Origin of the sequence: Pseudaeromonas sharmana, from assembly GCF_042649925.1 — a bacterium.
Classification (GTDB): domain Bacteria; phylum Pseudomonadota; class Gammaproteobacteria; order Enterobacterales; family Aeromonadaceae; genus Pseudaeromonas; species Pseudaeromonas sharmana.
Window position 1 is genome coordinate 85063 of the sequence record NZ_JBHSAF010000014.1, and the last position, 22208, is coordinate 107270.

Sequence of the window (22208 nt, forward strand, 5' to 3'; positions counted from 1 at the left end):
AATATGTTGTTGACCCCTCAGGGCGAAATTCGGCTTATCGGACATCGCGGGGCGGCGGCGCTGGCTCCTGAAAATACCCTGGCTTCGTTTCGGATGGCAGCCAGTCTGGGCATTCGCTGGGTAGAGATGGATGTTAGTCTGCTGGCGGATGGCGCCTGTGTCATTTTCCATGATGATGAGCTGCAACGGTGTACGAATGGGCAAGGACAGCTGGCGCAGTCATCGCTGGAGCAGGTGCGCAGACTGGATGCCGGCAGCTGGTTTGCTCCGCAGTTTGCCGACGAACGCATCCCGACGCTGGTAGAAGCGTTGCGTGAGATCCAGCGTCTGGGACTGGGTTTGAATCTTGAGATCAAGCATGAGGGGGAGGATGTCGAGGCGCTAGTCACCCCGGTGCTGGCGACGTTGCAACAAGAATGGCGTGACGCTGACAGCCTGTTGCTCTCTAGCTTCAACCATCAGGCGCTGCGCTTGTGTCATCAACGGGCTCATCATTATCGTCGTGGCCAGCTATATGAGGCGATTCCCGAGAACTGGCGTGATCATTTGCGGGCCATCGAGGCTTACAGCTTGCATTGTGACTGGCAGAGTCTGACGCCCCAATTGGCGGCCGCCATCAAGGATGAGGGTTACCAGCTGCTGTGCTACACCGTCAATGATCCGTTGAGTGTCGCCTCCCACTGGGCATGGGGTATGGATGCCGTCTTCACCGATGACCCGCGTGTATTCAGCGGCAAGACTTGCGGTTAGGGTTTTTGTGAGAGCGCTAACCAAATCAGCCGGTTACCCGGCAATCTGACTATTGACTGGTTAAAAATGCACTAAGCTCGAATCAGCAGCGAATATGGGGAACCGCGCCAGTGGCGGCGGCATGTGGACAGAACCAGGAGTCAGAGATGAGTGATGATTTGCTCTTTATTGAGGATGAACCAGAGATAGATCCCGGGCATGACCTGTCGCGCTGGCAAGTGATGATCGTCGATGATGAGCCCTCTGTTCATGAAGTCACCCGACTGGTGATGTCCGGTTTCAGCTTTGATGGTAAAGGCATCAGTTTCATTCATTGTTACAGTGCGGCAGAGGCGGTCGGGGTGCTGGAGTCGCGCGATGACATCGCCTTGATCTTGCTCGATGTGGTCATGGAAACCGATAGCGCCGGTCTGGATCTGGCGCGCTATATTCGTGAAGAGCTGAACAATCGAAATGTGCGCATCGTGTTGCGTACCGGTCAGCCGGGGCAGGCACCGGAAGAGCATGTGATCAAGACCTACGACATCAATGATTACAAGGAAAAGACCGAGCTGACCCACAACAAGCTGGTCACGGTCTTTTATGCCTCCTTGCGGGCTTATCGCGACATCATGCACCTGGAACGTGCCCGTGTGGGATTGCGGCGGGCGATTGACGCGATTACCGAAGTCTATGATTCGCATAACCTCAGGCGGTTTGCCTCCGCTGTGCTTGAACAGGTCAATTACCTGCTCAATCTCAATGGCGATGGCGTCTGTGCCAGTCGCGTCGAGGCGTATGCTGCATCGTCCGAAGATGGGCATTTGAAGGTTCTGGCCGCGACGGAGGCCTTTTCCAAATTGCATATCGATCAGGATGTGGAGATGCTGCCCTCGGAGGTAAAGGATGCGTTCCATGTCGCACTGCGCGACAGACGGAGCCAATTTGGTGCTCACCACTTCACCAGTTATTACCACAGCAAGGCCGGCAGCGAGACGGTTGTGTATATGTCATTTGCCGAGACCATCAGTCCGGATGCCCGCGAGTTGTTGGAGATCTTCACGGCGAACGTCGCCATTACTTATGAAAGTCTGTTATTGCGCGAGGAGATCGAAGAGACCCAGCGCTCCACGATCTTTATTCTCGGCGAGGCGGTGGAAAAACGCTCGAAAGAAACCGGCGCCCACGTCAAGCGGGTCGGCGAGCTGTCGGCGTTGATGGCACAATTAAGTGGTATGCAGGAACGGGATGTTGAATTTATTCGCCAGGCGGCGCCATTGCATGATGTTGGCAAAATTGGCATCCCCGATAAGGTGCTCAACAAGCCCGCCAAGCTGGATGAAGATGAATGGGATGTGATGCAACACCATGCGCAGATCGGATTCGAGCTATTGAGCAAGTCGGATAAACGGGTGCTGCAGCTAGGTGCCATCATTGCGCACGAACACCACGAGTGCTGGGATGGAACCGGTTATCCCCGAGGTCTCAAGGCAGAAGAGATCAACATTGCCGGGCGCATTGTCGCCATTGCCGATGTGCTGGATGCACTGGTAAGCCCACGCTGTTACAAGATTGCCTGGCGTTTTAGCGATGCCATCGATTATATCCGCCAGGGCGCAGGCAAACAGTTTGATCCCGTGCTGGTGAATTTGTTGCTCAGTAATTTGCCGGCGGTGGAGGATATTTATCAGCGTTATCCGGATTAGCCAGCCGTTAATGGTCAAGGTCTGATGGCGTGTTGCCGCCCCGGGGACAGCGTCTGCTTGAACGGGGTCCTTTGTATGACGACGTTGAGCGAGCGGGGGGCCACCTTGCTCACTCTTGCAGCATATTGTTGTCTACGTCGCGAAAACACCATTCTAACCACCTGATTTTCTTGCAGCTATTCGCGTAGAGTATTAGCGTCGTTCACTGTTGATATAGTGCATGATAATGCTTGGGCGCAGGCGCTGCACGTTGAATTGGGGTCCGCTGTGTCGTTTGTGGTTCGTTGTTTTTCGTTATTGTTGCTGATCATCTCCGGCACTGTCAGTGCGGCGCCGCTGGTCATGGCGTTTAGTGAAAGTGCGCCTTGGAAAATGTATTCCGAGTCGTCAGGCTATGGCGGCATTGATGTTGAAGTGGCAAAAATAGTGGCGCAACGCCTCGGTGTCGAGTTGCAGATCAAGCCGGCCCCCCTCGCGCGCTGTCTGGAGATGATCCGCCACGGCGAAGCCGATTTGATGACCAATATCATCATGTCACCGGATCGCACGCAATTTATCCGTTATCTGGATGTGCCTTATCAGCATGAGAGTGACAAGGTGTTCTATCTACGGGCAGACAGTCATCTGGATGTGAGCCGTTATGAAGATCTGTACGGCCTGGAGATCGGCACTAAGCGGGGCGCTATCTATAGCCGGCGGTTTGATCTGGATACCGCACTGCATAAACGGGATGTTGCAGTACCGTTGCGCAATTTCAAAAAGCTGCTTCTGGGTCGCGTCGATGTCGTCGTCAGCACCGAGTCAGAAGGCGACTATCTGCTCAAACAGAATGGTCTGACGCATCACTTCAAGAAGGCGGCGCTGCGTTTCAACCAACCGCTGGCGGTCTATATGGGACTGTCGCGCCAGTCACGATTTGTGGAACGGGCGCCGGAGTTTGAGCGGGTGCTGGCGGAGTTGGTTGCCAGTGGTGAACTGGAACAGATCAAGCAACGCTATTTATCCCGCGCGGGGTGACAGTAATCTGGAATCTGGGTCGCCTTCAGCTGCTCCTGCAACGTTTCGGCTAACGGCTCGCTGATCCATTGATTGTGGTGTACCAGCGCTTCGAGTGGCAGGCGTTGGCGCCAGCCACGGTTCGCCAATTCAGGTTTATCCAGAAATTCAGAGACGTAGCCGATACACAAATAAGCCAGTGGATAGACATGTTCCGGCAGGCCAAGCAAGGCGCTGAGTTTTTGGTTGTCAAGAATGCTGACCCAGCCGACACCGACGCCCTCTGCGCGGGCAGCCAACCAAAGGTTCTGCACCGCCAGGCAGGCACTGAACAGATCCATCTCCAAAATCGCGGTGCGCCCCAATACGGTTGGTCCACCACGTCGACGATCACAGGTGATACACAGATTCAGTGGTGCATCGAGGATCCCTTCCAGCTTGAGCTGTGGATAGAGGGATGCTCGGGGATCCCCTTCGGCGGCAAACCGCGCCGCCGCCGCCGCGTTCGCACTGTCAAATAATGCCTTCACCTGTTGTCGCACCGACAAGCTGTCAATCAGGATAAAATCCCAAGGCTGCATAAACCCGACGGAGGGGGCATGGTGAGCCGCGTGTAACAGTCGCGCCAGCACGGTGTCCGGGATCGGATCTGGCAAAAATTGCGAGCGGACGTCGCGCCGCTCGTAGATAGCCCGATAGAGACCCTGCTGTTCGTCAGTATTGAAGGCGTATTGATTCATGGTCGTCGCGAAGCGTAAGGGTTACTCATCCACCGCGGCCAAATCCTTGGCCAGCTCATGGGGTTCGACTTCCAGGCCATCCAGATCGTCATTCCAGTTGGTACCGATGAGCACGCCATCTTCGCCCAAGTCATTGACCCACTCTTCGAAGAAGGTTTCCAGATCGATCGCTACCGGTTGATACTCTGCCCACTCCTCGACACAATGCGTCTTGGCTGCAGCTTCGTTTGACCACAGAGGCAGGACATCTGTGTCGGAAAATTCGTTGGAATCGCAGACAACCCAATCCTCACCGAATTGCAGCCCCCACAGTAGGCCAGATTCGCGTGCTTCATCGACCAGCAGTTGGTAATTGGCTTTTAAATCGGCAGTCAGTTGGCTCATGTCATTTCCTTGATGAAGGGAGTAGGAGACGATCCTGACCCAAAAGCGTCGAGTGGACAAGTAAATCCATGCAACGGCTCGGCGTTATCTTGTTTTTGCCGCGCCGCCGCCCTGTAGGCTTATGGGTTGTTAAGGGGATCGGTCAGCGTGATCATGGGGACGGCGCCGTTGGGTAGCATCGTTTGTGGTAATTCACCATTCCAACGCTCCGCTGTAGTCAGCGCGACGACTTGCGGATTCTGCCGCAGTGCCTCGCCACGCAAGCGAATCGACTCGGCCTCCGCTGTCCCCTTGAGGCGTATGGCTTCGGCTTCGGCCCGCGCCTGAGCCAGTTGGGCATCGGCGCTGGCCTTGGCCTGGGTGATGGCGATATCGGCGTTGATTTTCTCGGTCTCCAGATTCTGGCGCCGGGTCGCGATGGCGACCTCTGCCTTCATCCGATCCTCAATGGAGCGCTCATAGGCTTCGGAAAAATCGATGTTCTCTACCTGAACGCTGTCGATAATCACGGGTGTCTGTTCTACGGCACCGGTAATGGCGGCAGTCAGGTCTTTTACGAAGCGGGCGCGATCCTGGACCACAGAGATGGCGGTGTATTGGCCAAAAGTGTTTTCGACCTGCGTCGGCACCTGCCGGCTGATGACGCGCTCACTGATGTTTTCGATGCTGCCGTAGTGGCTGTAAAGGCGATTGATATCATCGGCGGGCACATGAAAACTGACGGAGATATTCAGGCGCGCCGGTTGCTGGTCACGGCTATACGCCTGAATGTTCTCGTATTGCGCGGTATGATTCTGCACCGAGAGCTTCACAATCTTGTCCACCAACGGGAGCTTGAATCCTAAACCGGGTTCGGCGATTTCGACGATTTTGCCGTAACGCAGTTTGACGCCACGTTCGCCCTGATCGACGGTAAACCAGCTGCTACTGGCAATAAACACAACAGCCAGGACGACTAAGCCGGCCAGGATGAGGAGGGGGGAGCGTTGCGGATTCATCAGATTTCCTTCTGGATTTTGGTTCCAATCGCATCAGAATACTGTCATTCCACCGCCTGCTCTAGCGCGGCGATCACAGTCGGGAAAGATGTAGCACCCAAACGCCGCTCAGTCCCGCTCACCACCTGGTATCTTGCCCTTTTCCAACGTTTGCTGTTTTGGCTGCAGATGCCATCGGGTCCAAGCGTCAGGTGATGAGCTACAGCGTCAGCAGCAGCCAGTTTCCCCGGTTGGCTGTGATTGAAGGCGTGTCATGGGCCCGATTCCGAACCATACTGGCGACGGCAAATGGGCTTGTGGCCGGCTGAGTCAGCTGCCGAGGAGGCATAAAACGCACAAGGATGCAGCATTCAGCGCAGCGATTCGACCTCCACTAGCAAACGCGTGCAACTTCTCTTCAAATACGATTCCTTTCAATAAGATAGTCATTTACCCTGCTGGGTGGACTCACTATTCATCTTGTTGCGGGAATGATCGATGCTGACCTTGCACGTCTCGAATCAGCTCTCTGTGCTGCGAACCATGCTTGTCCACCTGCTCAAGGTGGCGCCCCTGACCAATCCGCTGGCGCGCGAGCAGATCCTGGTGCAGAGCCCAGGAATGGCGCAGTGGTTGCGACTCGAATTGGCCAATGAGTTTGGTATCGCTGCCAATGTGGAGTTCCCGCTACCGGCCAGTTTCATCTGGCAGATGTTTACTCGGGTGCTGGATGATGTGCCGGCGACCAGTCCCTATAACAAGGCGACCATGAGCTGGCATCTGATGGTGCTATTGCCCGGCATGTTGTCGGAGCCCAGCTTTTCACCGTTGCGGCATTACCTGCTGCCGGATGAACAACCGATGGATGCATTGCGACTGTGGCAGTTGTGCCAACAGATTGCTGACCTGTTTGACCAATATCTGGTCTACCGTCCAGATTGGATTGCGGCCTGGGAGCAAGGGGAAGGACTGGCGCCCGAGCTCGCCTCGGCGTCCGAGCAGCAGTGGCAGCCGGTGCTGTGGCGCGCGTTGGTCGATCGCATCGTGCCGCAGGCCGGAAGTGGCTATCACAGAGCCAATTTGTTTGCCGATTTTATCGAGGCGCTCAATCACCGTCAGGATCTGGCGCAGCGTCTGCCAGCGCGTGTGCTGGTTTTCGGCATTTCGGCACTGCCGCCCCGCTATGTTGAAGCCTTGCAGCAATTGGGGCGACAGATCGATGTTCATCTGTTTATCACCAACCCCTGTCGTCACTACTGGGGCGATATCCTTGATCGCCGCACGCTGTCTCGGTTGGCGCAACGGCTCAAGCCTGGCCAGGATATCGACTCTTATCAGGGTGCGGTGAACCCGTTACTGGCCTCCATGGGCAAGCAGGGGCGCGACTATCTGCAGCAGTTGCTGGAGCTTGAGGCCAATGAAATCAGCTTTTTCGATGACCGCTGTGATGAACAGGCCGCATTGCCTCCTTTGCTGGGTCGGCTGCAGCAGGATGTCCTGACGCTGACCGATCGTGGCAGTGGCCACTATGACCCGGACAGCAGTCGGCACAAGACGCAGATTGATCCGGCCGATCGCTCGCTGCAAATCCACGCCTGCCACGGCACCCTGCGCGAGTTGGAGGTATTGCATGACCAACTGTTGGCGATGTTTGAGGCCGATCCCAGCCTGACGCCGAAGGATGTGGTGGTGATGATGCCGGACGTGAATGCCTATAGCCCGGCTATTCAGGCCGTCTTTGGCGCCCGCGGTCTGATCCCGTATGCGATATCCGATCGCTCTGTCAGCCAGGAAAATCCGCTGTTGTTGAGCCTGCTGGCGCTACTGCATTTGCCTGAATCACGTCTGGGGGTCGGGGAAGTTCTGTCGATTCTCGAGGTGCCGGCGGTACTGGCCCGATTTGAGCTTGATGACAGCAGTTTCCATGCGTTGCGCCGCTGGGTCGATGCTGCCGGCGTACGCTGGGGGTTGAATGATGCCGATCCCGAGCGTTTCAATCTGCCGCAGTTGAGTGCCAACAGCTGGTTATTCGGGCTGAGGCGCATGCTGCTGGGCTATGGCATGGGGGATGGCGAGCCCGTTGCCGGCATTTTGCCTTTTGCCGAGCTGGAGGGGCAGGCAGCAGTCAATCTGGGCAAGTTGGCAGCCTTTATCGAAACGCTGGAACAGTGGTTACCGGTGCTGCAGCAACCGGCCCCCTTGAGCGAATGGCGTGAGCGGCTGTTGGCGTTGATGGCGAGTTTCTATCGTCCGGACGAGCACGACGAACGGGCGCTGGAGACAGTGCACAGCCTGTTGCAAGAGTGGCTGCAGTGTCAGCATGAGGCCGGTTTTACGGCACCGCTGACACCGGCACTGTTTTATGACCTGATGAAACAGGCGCTGTCCAATCAGCGCTCGAGCCAGCGCTTCCTCGCCGGGCAAGTCAATTTTTGTACCCTGATGCCGATGCGATCCATTCCGTTCCGTCAGGTCTGTCTGCTGGGCATGAATGACGGTGTCTATCCTCGCACCCTGACGCCGATGGGGTTTGACCTGCTGGCGGTGGCCCCCAGACGCGGTGACCGTTCGCGTCGTGATGATGACCGTTATCTGTTTCTGGAAGCCTTGCTGAGTGCCCAGCAGGGGCTCTACATCAGCTATCAGGGCTTTAGTGTGCAGGATAACTCGCCTCGTGTACCGTCAGTGTTGTTGGCAGAGTTGCTGGATTATTGCCAGCAAGGGTTTGTACTGGCGGGTGATGAAGCGCTTGCCGACGAACTGGCGGCCAAACGGCTTGTTCGGCATTTGACGGTGAACCACCCGTTGACTCCCTACAGCCCGCGTTATTTTTACCCTGAACCGGACTCGCGTTTGTTTACCTATGCCGAACAGTGGCTACCGGCGCTGCGGCCGAAAACCGGTCAGCGGCCCTTTCAGGGGAGTCCCTTGCCGCTGCCGGCGGAATGGGGTGATCCGCTGGAGTTGGCTGAACTGTTGCGCTTCTACCGCCAACCGGCGCGTTACTTTCTCAACCGCCGCCTCAAGGTCTGGTTCGAACCGTTGGAAGGGGCACTGGATGAAAACGAGCCTTTTACTCTGGATACGCTGCAGCTGTTTGAACTCAAGCGCGGTCTGCTGGAGGGCTACCTGCAGCAGCAGGATCTGACTCGGCACCGTCAGCGGTTGTTGCTCAGCGGTCAACTCCCGCAGGGGGAGTTCGGACGCCAGCTGCTGGAGGAGTATGACGCCCAGATGCGCGCTATGGCCGATCGGATCCAGCCCTATTGGCAGGGCGTGGTGCAACATCGCGAGGTGAATCTAGACCTGCAATTATGTCGTCCTGACGGCACGCCATTGGCACCGTTGCAAGGTTGGTTGGCGCTGCAAGGGGCGCATCAGCTGTATTACAAACCGGGTAACCTGCATGGCCGCGATCTGCTGCAAGTCTGGATCCAGCACCTGTGTCTGGCACTGAGCGGAGGGGGGGACAGTCTGTTGTTCGACAGCAGCAAGCAATGGCGTCTGCTGGCAGTCGCCCCGCAACAAGCTCATCAGGCACTGCAAGCGTTGGTCCAGGATTGGCAGCGCGGGTTGACACAACCCTTGCCGTTGTTTGCCAAAACCGCCTGGGCCTGGTACGGCAAGTGGCTGGCCGAAGGGGATAGTGACGCCGCTGCAACGGCGGCTCGCGCCCAGTTCAATGATGGCTTTGACCGTCCTGGCGAAGGGGCTGACCCCTATGTCCGCCGCTGTTTCCCCGAGTTGGATGACGCCACGCTCGAGGCGATGGCCGCGCTGGCGGAATGCCATCTGGCACCACTGTCGGCCCATCTGCAACCGCTGGAGATCTCGGCATGACCCCAGTCCAACTTGACCCACTGCGCTTTCCTCTCCATGGCCAACGTCTGATCGAGGCATCGGCCGGTACCGGCAAAACCTATACCATCACCGGGCTTTACCTGCGCTTGCTGCTGGGCCATGGCGACACGGAGGGAGCAAGCGCAACGGCCTATGCCCGCGCGTTGAGTGTGCCGGAAATTCTGGTGGTCACCTTTACCGATGCCGCGACCGAAGAGTTGCGGGGGCGCATCCGGACCCGAATTCATCAGGCACGGTTGGCCTTTCTGCGTTCCGCTGCGGGCGACGATACGCTGCTGGCGGCATTGCTGGAACAGACTGCGGACCATGCACAGGCCGCGGCGCGGCTGCTGGCCGCCGAGCGGCAGATGGACGAGGCGGCGATCTTCACGATACATAGCTTCTGTCAACGCATGCTCAGACAGTATGCGTTTGAGTCAGGTGCACTGTTCAACACCGAGCTGTTGACCGATGAAGGGGCACTGCGACGACAGGCGGTCTGCGACTACTGGCGCCAGCACTTTTATCCGGCCCCTCCAGGCCTGGTGCGTGCGGTGCGGCAATGCTGGTCCGGCCCGGAGGCGTTGCTGGCTGATCTGCAAAGCCTGATTAATAGTCCGGAGCTGGTCGTCTTGCCGTCGCTGACAACGCCAGACTTGCTGACCTACCATCAGCAACAGATGGCGCGCATCACTCGGCTCAAGCAGGCCTGGCTGGCGCAGCAAGAGGAGATCAGAGCCCAGACGGAAGGTCACATCAGTCGCTATACTGGCAAGAATTACGACGCCTGGCTGGCGGCGATTGGCGCCTGGGCACAGCAACAGGACGGCGATTATCAACTGCCCGACGCGCTGGGGCGTTTTCGCTTGTCGGTGCTGGCAACCAATCTGAAGAAGGGCGGGCAGTTACCGACGCTGGCCTTGTTTGCCCAGATTGATGAGTTCATGGCGGCACCGCCGAATCTACGGGCGCTGATCCTGCAACAGGCCGCGGCGGATGTCAGACAGCGTCTGCAGCAGGCGAAAGGACGCGAACACTGGCTGTCGTTCGATGATCTGCTAGCCAATCTGGATCAGGCGTTGTGTTCACCTTTGGGCGAACAATTATCCAAGCGCGTGCGGCAGCTCTATCCGGTGGCGATGATCGATGAGTTTCAGGACACGGATCCGCAGCAATACCGTATTTTCCATCGTCTTTACGGCGCCAGTGACACCCCGACGGCGCTATTGATGATCGGTGATCCCAAACAGGCTATCTATGGGTTTCGTGGGGCGGACATTTTTACCTACATGCAGGCTCGTCGCCACGTGCCGGACCACTACACGCTCGGGCGCAATTATCGCTCCAGCAAGGCGCTGGTGGCGGCAATCAATACTCTGTTTGCCCGTGCATCCGCGCCGTTTATCTATGATGCCGATATTCCGTTCTGGCCGGTTTCTGCCCAGGGCAAGGCTGCTGGTCTGCGTCTGCGGGGTGAAGATGCGCCCGTATTGAACTGCTGGTGGCAGACGGATCCGCCGACCCTGAACAAGGGGCGCTATCAAGCCCTGATGGCACAGGCGACAGCCAACGAGATCACCAGCCTGCTACAGGCCGCCAACCAAGGTCAGGCCTGGTTGGGTGATCAGTTGCTGCAGGCGGGGGATATCGCCGTGTTGGTGCGTACCGGTGCCGAGGGGCGCCTGATTCAGCAACAGTTGTCGCGGCGTGGCGTGGCCTCGGTATATCTCTCCAATCGCGAGAGTGTATTCAGCCAGCAGGAGGCGAACGATCTGCTGCTGATCCTGCAAGCCTGTCTGCAGCCGGAGTCGGAGCGGGCGCTGCGAGCCGCGTTGGCGACGGCCTTGTTCGATCTGGATGCGCTGGCGCTGGATGCCCTGACGCTCGACGAGATCGTTTGGGAGCAGACGGTCAGCGAATTTCGCGACTATCAGCAACTGTGGCGGCGCAAAGGGGTCCTGGTGATGTTGCAGGCCTTGCTGCAACGCCGGGAGCTGGCGGCGTCGCTGCTCGGGGCGCCGCTGGGCGAACGCCGGTTGACCAACTTCCTGCACCTGGGAGAGCTGCTACAACAGGCCAGCGCCGAGCTGGATAGTGACTATGCTCTGTTACGCTGGTTCAGTGAGGCGATAGCCAACCCCGGCAACAGTGCCACAGAGCAGATACTGCGCCTGGAGTCGGAGCGCAAACTGGTTCAGATCGTCACAATTCACAAATCCAAGGGATTGGAGTATCCGCTGGTATTTCTACCCTTTATCTGTGCATACCGCAGCAGCGATCTGGCGCTCTATCATGTGGACGGGGAGTTGCGGCTCGATCTGGCCGCCAATGCGGAAGCCAGGGCCGAGGCGGACAAGGAGCGACTGGCCGAGGATCTGCGCCTGTTATATGTGGCGCTGACGCGCGCCGTCTATGCCTGTTGGCTGGGGCTGGCGCCAGTCAAGAGCGGTCAGTCCCGCACACTGACCACGGATCTGCATCACAGCGCCATTGGCTATCTGTTGCAGGGTGCCGAGCCGGCAGAGGCCGAACGGATGACAGCGGCATTGCAGGCGTTGCAGGCGGCGACGCCCGGGATCGCAGTGCTGCCTCCCCCTGTGTCGTTGGCGTCAGGCTCCCTGCCTGCCACGGCCACACCGACGCAACCACCGTGCGTCCGGCGTTTTGCCGGTCAGATTGAGCGCAATTGGTGGATCAGCTCCTATTCTGCCCTGAGCGCCGCCAGCGATCGACATGCCGAAGGGGTGTTGGCCATACCGGGTTTCGATGCTGAAGTGGCGAACGATGCCACACCGGTAGCCCAGAGCGCCGTTGCGCCGGCCAGCCCAGAACGCGAGCTCACCATCTTTGATTTTCCGCGCGGCGCGCGCGCGGGGACACTGTTACACACGCTATTTGAACAGATTGACTTTGTTGCTATCCATCAGGCGGCCTTGCAAGGCGAAACGAATCTGTGTTTCGAACAACAGATCAGTCAGTGGCTGCAGCAATCCGGCTTTGAAACACATTGGGCTCCGGTGTTACGCCAGCAGGTGGAGGCGGTGCTCGCTACCGAGCTGGATGCGGCGGCGCTGCCAGGCTTGCGGCTGGGGGCGGTGCCGGCAGAGCGGCGCCAGGTAGAGCTGGAGTTCTTGTTGCCGATGGCAGAGCTGGATGCGCTCAGACTGTCAGAGGTGATCGCCCGCCATGATCCCCTGTCGCGTCAGGCCGGGCCATTGGCGTTTCCGACGGTGCGCGGCATGCTCAAAGGGTTTATTGATCTGGTGTTTGAGCATCAGGGGCGCTGGTATGTGCTGGATTACAAATCCAATCATCTTGGTGACCAGGCGGCCGACTATCAGCCGGCGGCATTGAGTGCTGCCATGCTGGCGCATCGGTATGATCTGCAATACCAGCTCTATTCGCTGGCGTTGCATCGCCTATTACGCCAGCGGTTGCCGGATTACGAGCCAGAACGTCACCTGGGAGGGGTCTTCTACCTGTTCTTGCGCGGTATGCCACAGGCCGGGGTCTGGTTTGCCAAACCTGAACTGGCATTGATTAATGAACTCGACCTTTTGTTCAGTGGAGCCCGGTCATGAGCCCTGTTACTCCGGAGATGGTCCTGCAACGGCTGCGTCAGTTGTTGCCGGCCAGCAAACTACGCCATATCGACTTCCAGTTTGCGCGTTTGATCGCCGATCTGTGTCGTGATATGCCCAGCCGTGGCGACGCCGAACTGGTGCTGGCCGCCTGTTGGACCAGCGCCTTGTTGGGCAAGGGCCATGTCTGCCTGCCCCTGACGCAGCCGACTGCGCCACGGCTGCTGGATCTGGGTGACGACGAGATTGAGCCTCTGCTTGCAGAGTTGGCGCCACCTGAAAAGTGGCCTGAGCTCTGGCGACAGCATCCGCTGGTCGGCCATCCGGTGGCGGGAGTACAGGACGACGATTCCGGCACAGAACAGTGGCCGTTGCAGTTGTGGCAGGGGCGTCTCTACCTGAGTCGTTATTATCGATTCGAGGCACAGGTCGCACGTTGCCTGTTGCGGCTTGCGGCACGCCAGGTGGCCGTTTCTGCACGGGTCCAGGACTCGATGCAGCGGCTGTTTGCGATTGACAGCGCTGCTGTCTGGGCCAGTTTACAGCAACAACGATCGGGCCCTCACTTCGATGCCCTGCGCTTTGCCAGTCAGTATCTGGATCTGGTGGCTGCCCCCTCGGTGGAGACGGAGGCGCTTTGCCAGGGGTTGACGCACGCTGCTTCTGAAGCCGAGCTGGCACAGCTGTTGGCGGCCCTTCCTGCTCGCGCCCGTCGCAATGATCAACACCTGGCGGTCGCCACCGCACTTTCGCGGGCATTGGCTGTGATCTCGGGGGGGCCAGGAACTGGCAAGACCACGACGGTCGCCAAATTGCTGGCATTGCTGGTCGAGCAGGGGCTTGAGCAGGGGCAGGTACCGGTGATTCGCATGGTGGCCCCTACCGGCAAGGCGGCAGCGCGGCTGGGCGAGAGCCTGGGACGGGCCCTGGGCTCCCTGGCGTTGCCTGATGACGTGCGTGCGGCCATGCCGACCACAGCCGGTACCTTGCATCGGCTGCTGGGGGTGATACCGGGGCAACTCCAGTTCCGGCACCATGCCGGTAACCCGTTACATCTGGACATTCTGGTGGTTGACGAAGCCTCGATGGTGGACTTGCCGCTGATGGCCCGCCTGCTGGTCGCCCTGCCGGAACAGGCCAGACTGATTCTGCTCGGAGACAAGGACCAGCTGGCCTCGGTGGAGGCGGGCTCGGTGCTTGGGGATATCTGTAGTGTGCTGCGAGAAGGCGTGAGCCCGCAGCAGGCCGCCAGACTGGGTCAGCAGACCGGATACCAGCTGACACCGGGGCATGAGCGGGGTTCACCGCTGCGAGATAGCCTGTGCTTGCTGCGCAAGAGTTGGCGCTTTACCGCCGATTCCGGGATTGGCTTGCTGGCGGCGGCCTGCAATCAAGGGCAGGCCGAAGGCTTGGCGCAACTGTGGGCGCAAGGCCTGTCAGATATAGAATTGCAGCCCTGGAGCCAAGGAGCCTACCGCCAGCTGATCGAGTCGGTAGTGCAGGGTTATCGCCAGTACCTGCTCGCGGTACAACAGGGGCGGCCAGCGGATAACGTCTTCTTCTATTTCAATCAGTTCCAGTTGCTGTGTGCATTACGCGACGGGCCCTTTGGCGTCATCGGGCTCAATGCACGCATCGAACAGGCGCTGGCTGCTGCCGGCTTGATCCGCCCGGAGCATGATTGGTATGCCGGGCGACCTGTGATGATCACGCAAAATGATCATGCGCTCGGAGTTTACAACGGCGACATCGGCGTCTGTCTACCGGATGCACAGGGGCGCTTGCGGGTCTGGTTTGAACAGACGATGGAGAAAACGGATTCCAACAGGGCCAAGTCACTGCTGCCAAGCCGTTTGCCGGCCCATGAGACCGTGTATGCGATGACTATCCATAAGTCACAGGGTTCGGAGTTTGATCGTGTCATCATGGTGCTGCCGGAGCAGTTATCACCGTTGTTGACGCGCGAATTGATCTATACCGGCCTAACCCGGGCGAAGCAGAAGCTGACGCTGTATACCGATCCGGCACTGCTGGCACAGGCGATCCGACGCCGAACCGAGCGGCATTCGGGGCTCTCACTTCGGTTTTTGTAGGGGTAAGATTAAAGTTATGCAAGAATAGGGTCGCTTTTGAGTCAGTGTTGTCATGATCATAGTCAAGTCAGGTGACTCCCAGCTGGGTGCCGTCATGGACACATTGAGCGTAACTACGGAAGCAGAATGCAAAATAAACCCTCGCTGTTATCGCACGTACTTGGTTTCTTGCTGCAAACGGAATACCTGAACACGGCGGCAGCGCTTGCGCAAAGCCGCGTGAGTGCGCTGCGCATGATCACTATTGCTGCGCTGGTATTGGTGTGTCTGGTTGCTATCCCGTCGTCGATACAGGCTTGGCACTACCATCAGCCCCATGTCCCCATCTTGTTGATATTCTTCTATTTGATGACCGCGCTCCTGGTGTGGCAGGTCGACCGTCACTACCATCTGGTGGCATGGGGGCTACTGTTCACGATCCTGATGGCTGGCCTCAGCATGCAGATCTTCATCACCGAGAGTGCGCTCGCCAACTTGGGCTCCCTGTTTTTGTATGCCATCCCTGCCTTGGCCATGTTGTTGCTAGGCCTCCGCGTTGCCTTGCTGACAATGGTGTTCAATATCCTGCCGTTCACGCTGTTGCTGATAAATGAACCGCTGCCGAACTGGTTTTCTATCGATCTGACGCTGCCCAATTCGCACTTCTACCTGCATGCGGTGTTGTTCGTCTTCTTCAATCTGGCGGTACCTCTGGCAGCGTGGCGGTTGTTGCGTGCATTTGAGCTCACGCTGGAGCAGCGGCAGAAACTGGTCGAGCGCCTTGAACATAGCCGTGACCTGCATAAGTTGGTGTTCGAGTCCGGACAGACGGCTCGGTTGTTGCTTGATAGTCGCGGCCGCATCCTGCTGGCGAATCAGCAGGCCTCCGCTATGCTGGCGGCGCGTCTGATGCCCGGCATGCGGCTCAACGATCTGCTGCCTGTGGGTTTGCGTCCCATTGCCTTGAAATCCCTGCGCTGCAAATGGACTCTGGATAATGAACGAGAGTGGTTTGTCGAATGCCAACCGCTGGCTGAGAGCTCGCACTTTCTGGTCCAGCTGGAGGATGACAGCGAGCGCTTGCGTGTAAAGCGCCTCGAGAAGCAAGCCCGGCAGCTGGATAGCCAGCGTCGCTGGCGGGATCCGTTGACCGGTTTGCCAAATCTGGCGGCCTTTATGCAACAGTTACACGAGAAACAGCAGCAACAGGCCAGCCCAGGCTTGCTGGCGATGATCCGGGTGCATCGCCGCAGTGCCGACAAACCAGGTCAGCAGGCCATCTGGCTGAGTCAGCAGTTGGCCGACTGGTACCAGCAGGGGGGCTTTATCGGACAGTGGGATGTCGAAACCCTGCTGTTGGCGACACCGGCACTAACGGAATCCCCATCACCCGAAGCCGTTTATTCAGCCTTGAGCACGCGCTTGGCTGCGCTGGAGGGACGCCACGGGCAGGTCTCCCTGTGTTGGGGCATGATAGCTCCCTGTCCCGATGTGCCGGCGCATCAGCTGTTGAACTATCTGCGTTTTGCCATCGAGCAGGCCGCGCGCTCAGGGGAGGGATATCGTTTTGTGCTGGCGGATTTCGAAGAGGGACAACGCGATACCCGCATGCTTGCTGCCTTGCGTCTGGCCTTGCAACGCGAGCAGATCCGGCTCGCTTATCAGCCACAGATCCATGCTCCTACTGGCCAATGGGTAGGATTAGAGGCATTGGCGCGCTGGCATCATCCGGAGTGGGGCGATATCAGTCCGGCCAAGTTTTGTCGTCTGGCTGAAGCCAATGGGCTCTCGTGTCAGCTCACGGAAGCGGTATTGTTGCAAATCAGTATCGACTGGCATCGCTGGCACCGCGCCGGGTTGCAAGTGCCGCCGATCTCAATCAATTTTTCAGTGCATGAACTGGCGTCCGACCAACTGCTTCGCCATTGGCTCAGCCTGTGCAAACAGTTGGGGTTGCCGCCGGGGGCGCTGGAAATCGAGCTGACCGAAAGTGCGTTGACCGAGGATGAATCGGCGCTGTCACAACGCGTGTCATTACTCAGCCGCTTGGGTTTCCCGGTGGTGGTGGATGATTTTGGCGTCGGCTACTCGTCGCTGGCGCGGGTGATCACGGTGCCGGCCAGCCAGATCAAGATCGATCGTTCGCTGATCGCCGACATCGAGCACAACACGCGCCAGCAAAAGCTCATCCGCAGCATGGTCGCCTTGTGTCAGACGCTGGATGCCCGCTTGTTGGTTGAAGGGGTCGAGACCGCCGCGCAGCTGGCGGTGCTGGAAAAACTCGGCTGCAGCTATTTCCAGGGCTACTACTTTTCGCGCCCGGTGCCTGCCGAACAGATCACGCCGCGCCTGCTGTCCACAGAGCCTGTCGAGGCCATCTGACGTTGAGTTACTGCGCTTTACGAATAAACAGGATGCCCAGGTCCTGGGCCGGCTGAAAATGCCGGGCGTGGTATTCGAACGTCAAGGCGTCGCGCTTTTGCAACTCGCCGGCAAAGCAGAGGCTGAGCAGATCGCTGGCGGCCTGTTTTTTGATGATGAGATGAAACTCATCAATCGCGCCGTGCCAGTTATTGGCGGTGGTCAGGATATAGCGCAGATAAGACCAGCCAACGCCATACTCGCCCTCGCGACGCGCTATTCCGGCGCGCGTGGCCTGATCCAGACAGGCCAGTTTGGCATACTCTTCAATCAGGACGCTCCCCGGTTGGGGAACCCCTGTGGTGATGCTCGGCACGTAGTGATGACGGATCCGGACCGGTTGGCCGGCAGGAAAGTGCTGACGCCAGAGAAAATACTCATGCAGCGTAAAGCGGGGGGCGCCGTTAGCATCCAACCAGCTTGCGGGCAGGCCGGGCGGTTCTGCGGACTCGGCAAACTCTTCCATCATGGTCAGCAGCCGCGGCTCATCCCAGCCGCGCTGTTGCAGCTCGGGCCAGATGTCGCGTCCATCAAGCAACACCACCAGGCGGCGTTGTGTCTGCTGCACCTTATCGTTCACCCAGAGTGTGAAATCGCGAATGCTGTTGTGATCCGACATGCCGAAATACATGGCCGGCATCGGAAAGGCCATGTTGATGGTCAGATCCTGCGCTGACTCATTGATGAACTGGTAGCGGACATCGACCCCGGTTTCACTCAGCAGCAGCTGTTCGCGCTGCATACGGATCTGCGACTGCTCGGTCAGGATCAGGCCGCCATTATCGTCACCGACACTGCTGTCATTGGCCTGAGCGAATGGGACATGGCAACACAGCAGCAGGGCGGTGCAGAGCGTGGCGAGATAAGCAGGGCGCATCGCGAGGACCTTGTAGATGATGAGACGACTATCATACTGAACCGAACACATCGCGTCTGATGGCGTGTCACAGTACTGGCATAGAAGTGGGCTCGTTGTGGCAACGAGCCGACGCGGTTTTAGCGACTGACCTGGTGCCAGATCGGCATCAACTGACGCACGAAGTCGATGCCTTGTCGAATCTCTTCGTTGAGGCCCGGCAGCATGGCGTCGATGGCGGCTTGTTCAACCGGGTGGATCGGGGCATAGGAGAGCACTTCTGCGACACCGTCAACCCCCAGGCGCACACGCTGACTGAAAAAAGGCGCCGCGGCGTGGCCGCCTTCAACGTAAGCGCATTCGATGATGCCCAACTCGCCTTGGCGGGCCCGCAGCAATGACAGACAAAACCGCAGGGCGGCATACGCCATGGCCAGGGTGGCCGAGCCGGCGCCGGCTTTGGCGTCGACAACATCGGTACCAGCCTGCTGTACCCGGCGAATGCGCTCGGCAATGGCGGCATCATCGCCTAGCTCGCCCCCCAAATGGGAAAACAGTGGGATAATGGTGTTACCGCTGTGGCCGCCGACAACCGGAATGACGCCTTGTACCGGCAGGGCTTCCGGGCGCTCATCGCTGGCGCAGAAGGATTCGGATCTGACCACATCCAGCGTCGTTAGACCAAACAGTCGTCGGGCATCATAGACGCCTGCCAGTTTCAGTACTTCGGCGGCGACCGGCACCATGCTGTTGACCGGGTTGGTGATCAGCGCGATCAAGGCGGCAGGGCAGCAGCGGGCGCAGTGCTGTACCAAATCCATCACGATGCCGGCATTGAATTTAAACAGGTCGGAACGTTCCATGCCGGGTTTGCGTGCAATCCCGGCGGGAATAAGGACGATATCGGCCCCTTCGAGCGCCGCATCCGGGTCGCGGCCGGTATAGCCTTTGACGCGTACCGCGGTCGGGATGTGACTCAAGTCGACGGCGACACCACGTGTCATCGGGGCGGGATCGTAAAGTGCCAGCTCGCTGCCCGCGGGCAGATGCATCTTCAACAGCAGTGATAAAGGCTGGCCGATGCCGCCAGCGGCACCCAGTACGGCGATCTTCATTCTAAAGCTCCGGGTAGAACAGGGGCGGACCGCTTAGCCTGCCGTGGACCAGCACGATGCGACGCCGCGGTTGTTAACCAGGTGTGAGGCTGTCGTTGCGGACATTCACAACCTGATGGTTAATTTTATTCAATTTATCATATAGATACAAAATTGACACCCATCTTGAGCCCGTGCGGCCAGACGGTATGGCTGAGGATGAAAAAGTCTTTAGCAAAAAAAAGCATAAGGATGACGAATTATGTTGGTTCGCTTCTCGGCAGCGCGCGGATAGCCTGATGTTGTCCGGCAAAACAGGCCGCAATGCAGAATAAATAACCGTGAAGAGGTGGATATGAAGTTGACTCGTTTGATGGTGTTGGGGGCCTTGTCGCTGTCCCTGTCAGGGGTGGCCTCGGCGGCCAGTCTGGCCGAGATCAAAAATGCCGGTGCCATTCGCATTGGTACCGAAGGAACCTATGCGCCATTCACCTTTCACGAGGCCAGTGGTGAACTGGTGGGCTTCGATGTCGAGATTGGCCGCGCCATCGCGGCCAAGTTGGGTGTTAAAGCCGAATTTGTCGAAGGCAAGTGGGACGGGCTGATCGCCGGCATCGATGCCAAGCGTTATGATCTGGTCATCAATCAGGTTTCTATTACGCCGGAACGCCAGGCCAAGTACGACTTCTCTGCACCTTACATTGTCTCCAAGGCGGTGGTGTTGGTGCGTAACGACGATAGCAGCATCCAGGGCTTTGCCGATCTTAAAGGCAAGAAAGCGGCCCAGTCGCTGACCAGCAACTTTGGCAAGCTGGCTGCCAGCCACGGTGCCGAGCTGGTGGCCACCGACGGATTTAATCAGTCTGTGGAACTGGTGCTGTCGCGTCGTGCCGATGCCACTATCAATGACAGTCTCTCCTATCTGGACTTCAAGAAGCACAAGCCGGATGCGCCGCTGAAGATTGCCGCCACGCAAGAGAGTGCCGACAGCGCAGGTGTACTGCTGGCCAAGGGACAGCCCGAATTGCTGGCCGCCGTCAACCAGGCGTTGACCGACATCAAGGCCGATGGCACCTACCTGAAGATTGCTGATAAATACTTCGGCGCCGACGTGTCGAAATAATCTAACCAGAAGCAAGGAGCTCTGCCGTGCCTGCCTGGTTACAGTTGATGCTTGACTCTTTCTGGCCCCTCCTCAAGGCGGGGCTGGTTTTTACCGTACCCTTGACGTTGATCACGTTTGTGCTTGGCATCGCACTGGGCTTTATCACGGCGTTGACGCGGCTATATGCCCCCTGGCCACTGGTGCTGATCGCCCGTTTTTATGTCTGGCTGATCCGTGGTACCCCCTTGCTGGTGCAGCTGTTTCTGATCTTCTATGGTCTGCCCAGCGCCGGCATCACGCTCGATGCGTTCACCGCCGCCGTGATCGGTTTTACACTCAACGTCGGGGCCTACAGCTCGGAGATCATCCGCGCTACCCTGGCAGCAGTACCGCGCGGGCAGTGGGAGGCGGCGTACTCCATCGGTATGGGCTGGACGCAGGCCATGCGCCGCGTCGTGTTACCACAAGCAGGTCGCATTGCTGTCCCGCCGCTATCCAACACCTTTATCTCGTTGGTCAAGGACACGTCGCTGGCGGCGGCAGTCACGGTGCCCGAGCTGTTCCAGTCGGCGCAACGCATCGCGGCTGCGACCTATGAACCGCTGATCCTGTATGTTGAGGCGGCCCTGATCTACCTGCTGTTCAGCTCGGTGTTGTCGGCGCTGCAAACCCGGCTGGAAGCCAGACTGGGATCTTCATCCTCGACAGGAGAACGTGCATGATTCGTTTAACCGCCATCGAGAAGGCCTTTTCCGGCCAGACAGTGCTCTCCGGCATCGATCTGCAACTGCAGGAAGGGAGTGTCACGGCGCTGATTGGCCCCTCTGGCAGTGGCAAGAGCACGCTGCTGCGCTGCGTCAACCTGCTGGAGCAGCCCAATGGCGGCCAGTTGCAGATTGGCGATGCCCAGCTTGACTTGCATACCCATCCGCATCCGTCTCGCCGCCAGGTGCAGGCCATCCGACAGCAAACCGGCATGGTGTTTCAAAGCTTCCAGTTGTTTCCACACCTGAGCGTGCTGGAAAACGTCATGGAAGGCTTGGTGACGGTGCTGGGATGGAGCAAGGCGGCGGCGCGGGAGCGCGCCGAAGCCTTGCTGGTCAAAGTCGGTATGGGTCACAAGGCCGAGGTGATGCCGGCTACACTCTCCGGTGGTCAGCAACAGCGGGTGGCCATCGCCCGGGCACTGGCGCCGTCGCCGCGAGTCTTGCTATGTGATGAGCCCACCTCCGCACTGGATCCCGAGCTGGCTCTGGAAGTGGTGGCGGTGTTACGTCAACTGGCGGCGGAAGGCACGACCATGTTGATGGCGACCCATGATCTGCGCCTGGCCGCCAATATTGCCCAGCAGGTGGTGTTCCTGGAAGCCGGGCGAATTGTCGAGCAGGGTACTGCGCAGCAAATTTTTACCGCACCGCAGCAGGAGCGGACCCGACGCTTTATCACCACACTGACCGATGGTTTGCCAGAGAACTGGGAGATCTGAAGCCTTGCAGTCGTGCCTGGAGTGCAGATGACCGCCGCTTAGCCGGCGGTCATCTTTTTCAACTGCTTGCGCGCGCAGTCACAGTCGCCACCGCTCAGCGCCGGACACTTCTTGCAGGGCGGGGAATACCAGGGGCGCTGCAGCAGCGCCAACAATGCCGCTTTGTCGAGGCGGGCGAGTTTCTTCTTGCTCAGCTTGAGCTTCTTTTTGTCAGACATCGT

At 58.6% G+C, this 22208-nt stretch carries 16 protein-coding genes; 10 read left to right on the forward strand and 6 right to left on the reverse strand.

Annotation, left to right across the window (positions count from 1 at the left end):
* The first annotated feature begins 3 nt into the window (after positions 1–3).
* The 3 genes from ACFOSS_RS10240 (at position 4) to ACFOSS_RS10250 (ending at position 3452) form a co-directional block, all read left to right on the forward strand.
* Positions 4–750, forward strand: a complete 747-nt coding sequence (locus ACFOSS_RS10240; protein ID WP_377152255.1) for a glycerophosphoryl diester phosphodiesterase — start codon at positions 4–6, stop codon at positions 748–750.
* Between the two features lie 146 nt (positions 751–896).
* On the forward strand, positions 897–2435 hold the full coding sequence (locus ACFOSS_RS10245; protein ID WP_377152257.1) for a DUF3369 domain-containing protein: 1539 nt from the start codon (positions 897–899) through the stop codon (positions 2433–2435).
* 267 nt (positions 2436–2702) lie between these two features.
* The gene (locus ACFOSS_RS10250; RefSeq protein WP_377152258.1) at positions 2703–3452 is read left to right on the forward strand and encodes a substrate-binding periplasmic protein; all 750 of its coding nucleotides are present in this window, start codon (positions 2703–2705) and stop codon (positions 3450–3452) included.
* Here the strand turns inward: ACFOSS_RS10250 and bluB are convergent.
* The 3 genes from bluB to ACFOSS_RS10265 all read right to left on the reverse strand — a co-directional run bounded on the left by bluB (position 3431) and on the right by ACFOSS_RS10265 (position 5553).
* Positions 3431–4171: a 5,6-dimethylbenzimidazole synthase gene (bluB, locus tag ACFOSS_RS10255; protein WP_377152259.1), complete on the reverse strand. Its 741-nt coding sequence runs from the start codon at positions 4169–4171 to the stop codon at positions 3431–3433. The genes ACFOSS_RS10250 and bluB overlap by 22 nt on opposite strands.
* Before the next feature lie 21 nt (positions 4172–4192).
* Complete coding sequence (locus ACFOSS_RS10260; RefSeq protein WP_377152260.1) at positions 4193–4555, reverse strand: DUF2750 domain-containing protein; 363 nt, start codon at positions 4553–4555, stop codon at positions 4193–4195.
* A 119-nt stretch (positions 4556–4674) separates the two neighbouring features.
* The gene (locus ACFOSS_RS10265; protein ID WP_377152261.1) at positions 4675–5553 is read right to left on the reverse strand and encodes an SPFH domain-containing protein; all 879 of its coding nucleotides are present in this window, start codon (positions 5551–5553) and stop codon (positions 4675–4677) included.
* Positions 5554–6030: 477 nt separating this feature from the next.
* On the opposite strand from ACFOSS_RS10265, the gene recC reads away from it, so the two are divergent.
* The 4 genes from recC (at position 6031) to ACFOSS_RS10285 (ending at position 17407) form a co-directional block, all read left to right on the forward strand.
* A complete protein-coding gene (recC, locus tag ACFOSS_RS10270; RefSeq protein WP_377152262.1) occupies positions 6031–9372 on the forward strand; it encodes an exodeoxyribonuclease V subunit gamma in 3342 nt (1113 codons plus the stop codon).
* Positions 9369–12953, forward strand: a complete 3585-nt coding sequence (gene recB / locus ACFOSS_RS10275; protein ID WP_377152263.1) for an exodeoxyribonuclease V subunit beta — start codon at positions 9369–9371, stop codon at positions 12951–12953. The genes recC and recB overlap by 4 nt, the downstream gene beginning before the upstream one ends.
* A complete protein-coding gene (gene recD / locus ACFOSS_RS10280; protein ID WP_377152264.1) occupies positions 12950–15046 on the forward strand; it encodes an exodeoxyribonuclease V subunit alpha in 2097 nt (698 codons plus the stop codon). Before recB ends, recD begins: the two co-directional genes overlap by 4 nt.
* Positions 15047–15172: 126 nt before the next feature.
* Entirely contained in the window at positions 15173–17407 is a 2235-nt protein-coding gene (locus tag ACFOSS_RS10285; protein WP_377152265.1) for an EAL domain-containing protein, read from the forward strand.
* 7 nt (positions 17408–17414) lie between these two features.
* Here the strand turns inward: ACFOSS_RS10285 and ACFOSS_RS10290 are convergent, their stop codons facing one another.
* Both ACFOSS_RS10290 and mdh read right to left on the reverse strand, forming a co-directional pair.
* Positions 17415–18323, reverse strand: a complete 909-nt coding sequence (locus tag ACFOSS_RS10290) for a DUF4424 family protein (RefSeq protein ID WP_377152266.1) — start codon at positions 18321–18323, stop codon at positions 17415–17417.
* Between the two features lie 119 nt (positions 18324–18442).
* Entirely contained in the window at positions 18443–19417 is a 975-nt protein-coding gene (gene mdh / locus ACFOSS_RS10295) for a malate dehydrogenase (protein ID WP_377152267.1), read from the reverse strand.
* Between the two features lie 334 nt (positions 19418–19751).
* Between mdh and ACFOSS_RS10300 the strand changes: the two genes are divergently transcribed.
* From ACFOSS_RS10300 to ACFOSS_RS10310, 3 genes are read left to right on the forward strand one after another with little or no spacing between them, the layout of a single operon-like run.
* Positions 19752–20519, forward strand: a complete 768-nt coding sequence (locus ACFOSS_RS10300; protein ID WP_377152268.1) for an amino acid ABC transporter substrate-binding protein — start codon at positions 19752–19754, stop codon at positions 20517–20519.
* 26 nt (positions 20520–20545) lie between these two features.
* Positions 20546–21223, forward strand: a complete 678-nt coding sequence (locus ACFOSS_RS10305) for an amino acid ABC transporter permease (protein WP_449301177.1) — start codon at positions 20546–20548, stop codon at positions 21221–21223.
* Positions 21220–21987: an amino acid ABC transporter ATP-binding protein gene (locus ACFOSS_RS10310; RefSeq protein ID WP_377152269.1), complete on the forward strand. Its 768-nt coding sequence runs from the start codon at positions 21220–21222 to the stop codon at positions 21985–21987. Before ACFOSS_RS10305 ends, ACFOSS_RS10310 begins: the two co-directional genes overlap by 4 nt.
* A 38-nt stretch (positions 21988–22025) precedes the next feature.
* On the opposite strand, the gene ACFOSS_RS10315 is transcribed toward ACFOSS_RS10310, so the two are convergent.
* Complete coding sequence (locus tag ACFOSS_RS10315; RefSeq protein WP_377152270.1) at positions 22026–22205, reverse strand: hypothetical protein; 180 nt, start codon at positions 22203–22205, stop codon at positions 22026–22028.
* Positions 22206–22208: the final 3 nt, after the last annotated feature.

Bases quoted from the DNA above. Each gene is read 5' to 3' on its own strand.
- ACFOSS_RS10240 (WP_377152255.1), top strand. From the start codon at position 4: ATGTTGTTGACCCCTCAGGGCGAAATTCGGCTTATCGGACATCGCGGG.
- ACFOSS_RS10245 (WP_377152257.1), top strand. From the start codon at position 897: ATGAGTGATGATTTGCTCTTTATTGAGGATGAACCAGAGATAGATCCC.
- bluB (WP_377152259.1), bottom strand. From the start codon at position 4,171: ATGAATCAATACGCCTTCAATACTGACGAACAGCAGGGTCTCTATCGG.
- ACFOSS_RS10260 (WP_377152260.1), bottom strand. From the start codon at position 4,555: ATGAGCCAACTGACTGCCGATTTAAAAGCCAATTACCAACTGCTGGTC.
- ACFOSS_RS10265 (WP_377152261.1), bottom strand. From the start codon at position 5,553: ATGAATCCGCAACGCTCCCCCCTCCTCATCCTGGCCGGCTTAGTCGTC.
- recC (WP_377152262.1), top strand. From the start codon at position 6,031: ATGCTGACCTTGCACGTCTCGAATCAGCTCTCTGTGCTGCGAACCATG.
- recB (WP_377152263.1), top strand. From the start codon at position 9,369: ATGACCCCAGTCCAACTTGACCCACTGCGCTTTCCTCTCCATGGCCAA.
- recD (WP_377152264.1), top strand. From the start codon at position 12,950: ATGAGCCCTGTTACTCCGGAGATGGTCCTGCAACGGCTGCGTCAGTTG.
- ACFOSS_RS10285 (WP_377152265.1), top strand. From the start codon at position 15,173: ATGCAAAATAAACCCTCGCTGTTATCGCACGTACTTGGTTTCTTGCTG.
- ACFOSS_RS10290 (WP_377152266.1), bottom strand. From the start codon at position 18,323: ATGCGCCCTGCTTATCTCGCCACGCTCTGCACCGCCCTGCTGCTGTGT.
- mdh (WP_377152267.1), bottom strand. From the start codon at position 19,417: ATGAAGATCGCCGTACTGGGTGCCGCTGGCGGCATCGGCCAGCCTTTA.
- ACFOSS_RS10300 (WP_377152268.1), top strand. From the start codon at position 19,752: ATGAAGTTGACTCGTTTGATGGTGTTGGGGGCCTTGTCGCTGTCCCTG.
- ACFOSS_RS10310 (WP_377152269.1), top strand. From the start codon at position 21,220: ATGATTCGTTTAACCGCCATCGAGAAGGCCTTTTCCGGCCAGACAGTG.
- ACFOSS_RS10315 (WP_377152270.1), bottom strand. From the start codon at position 22,205: ATGTCTGACAAAAAGAAGCTCAAGCTGAGCAAGAAGAAACTCGCCCGC.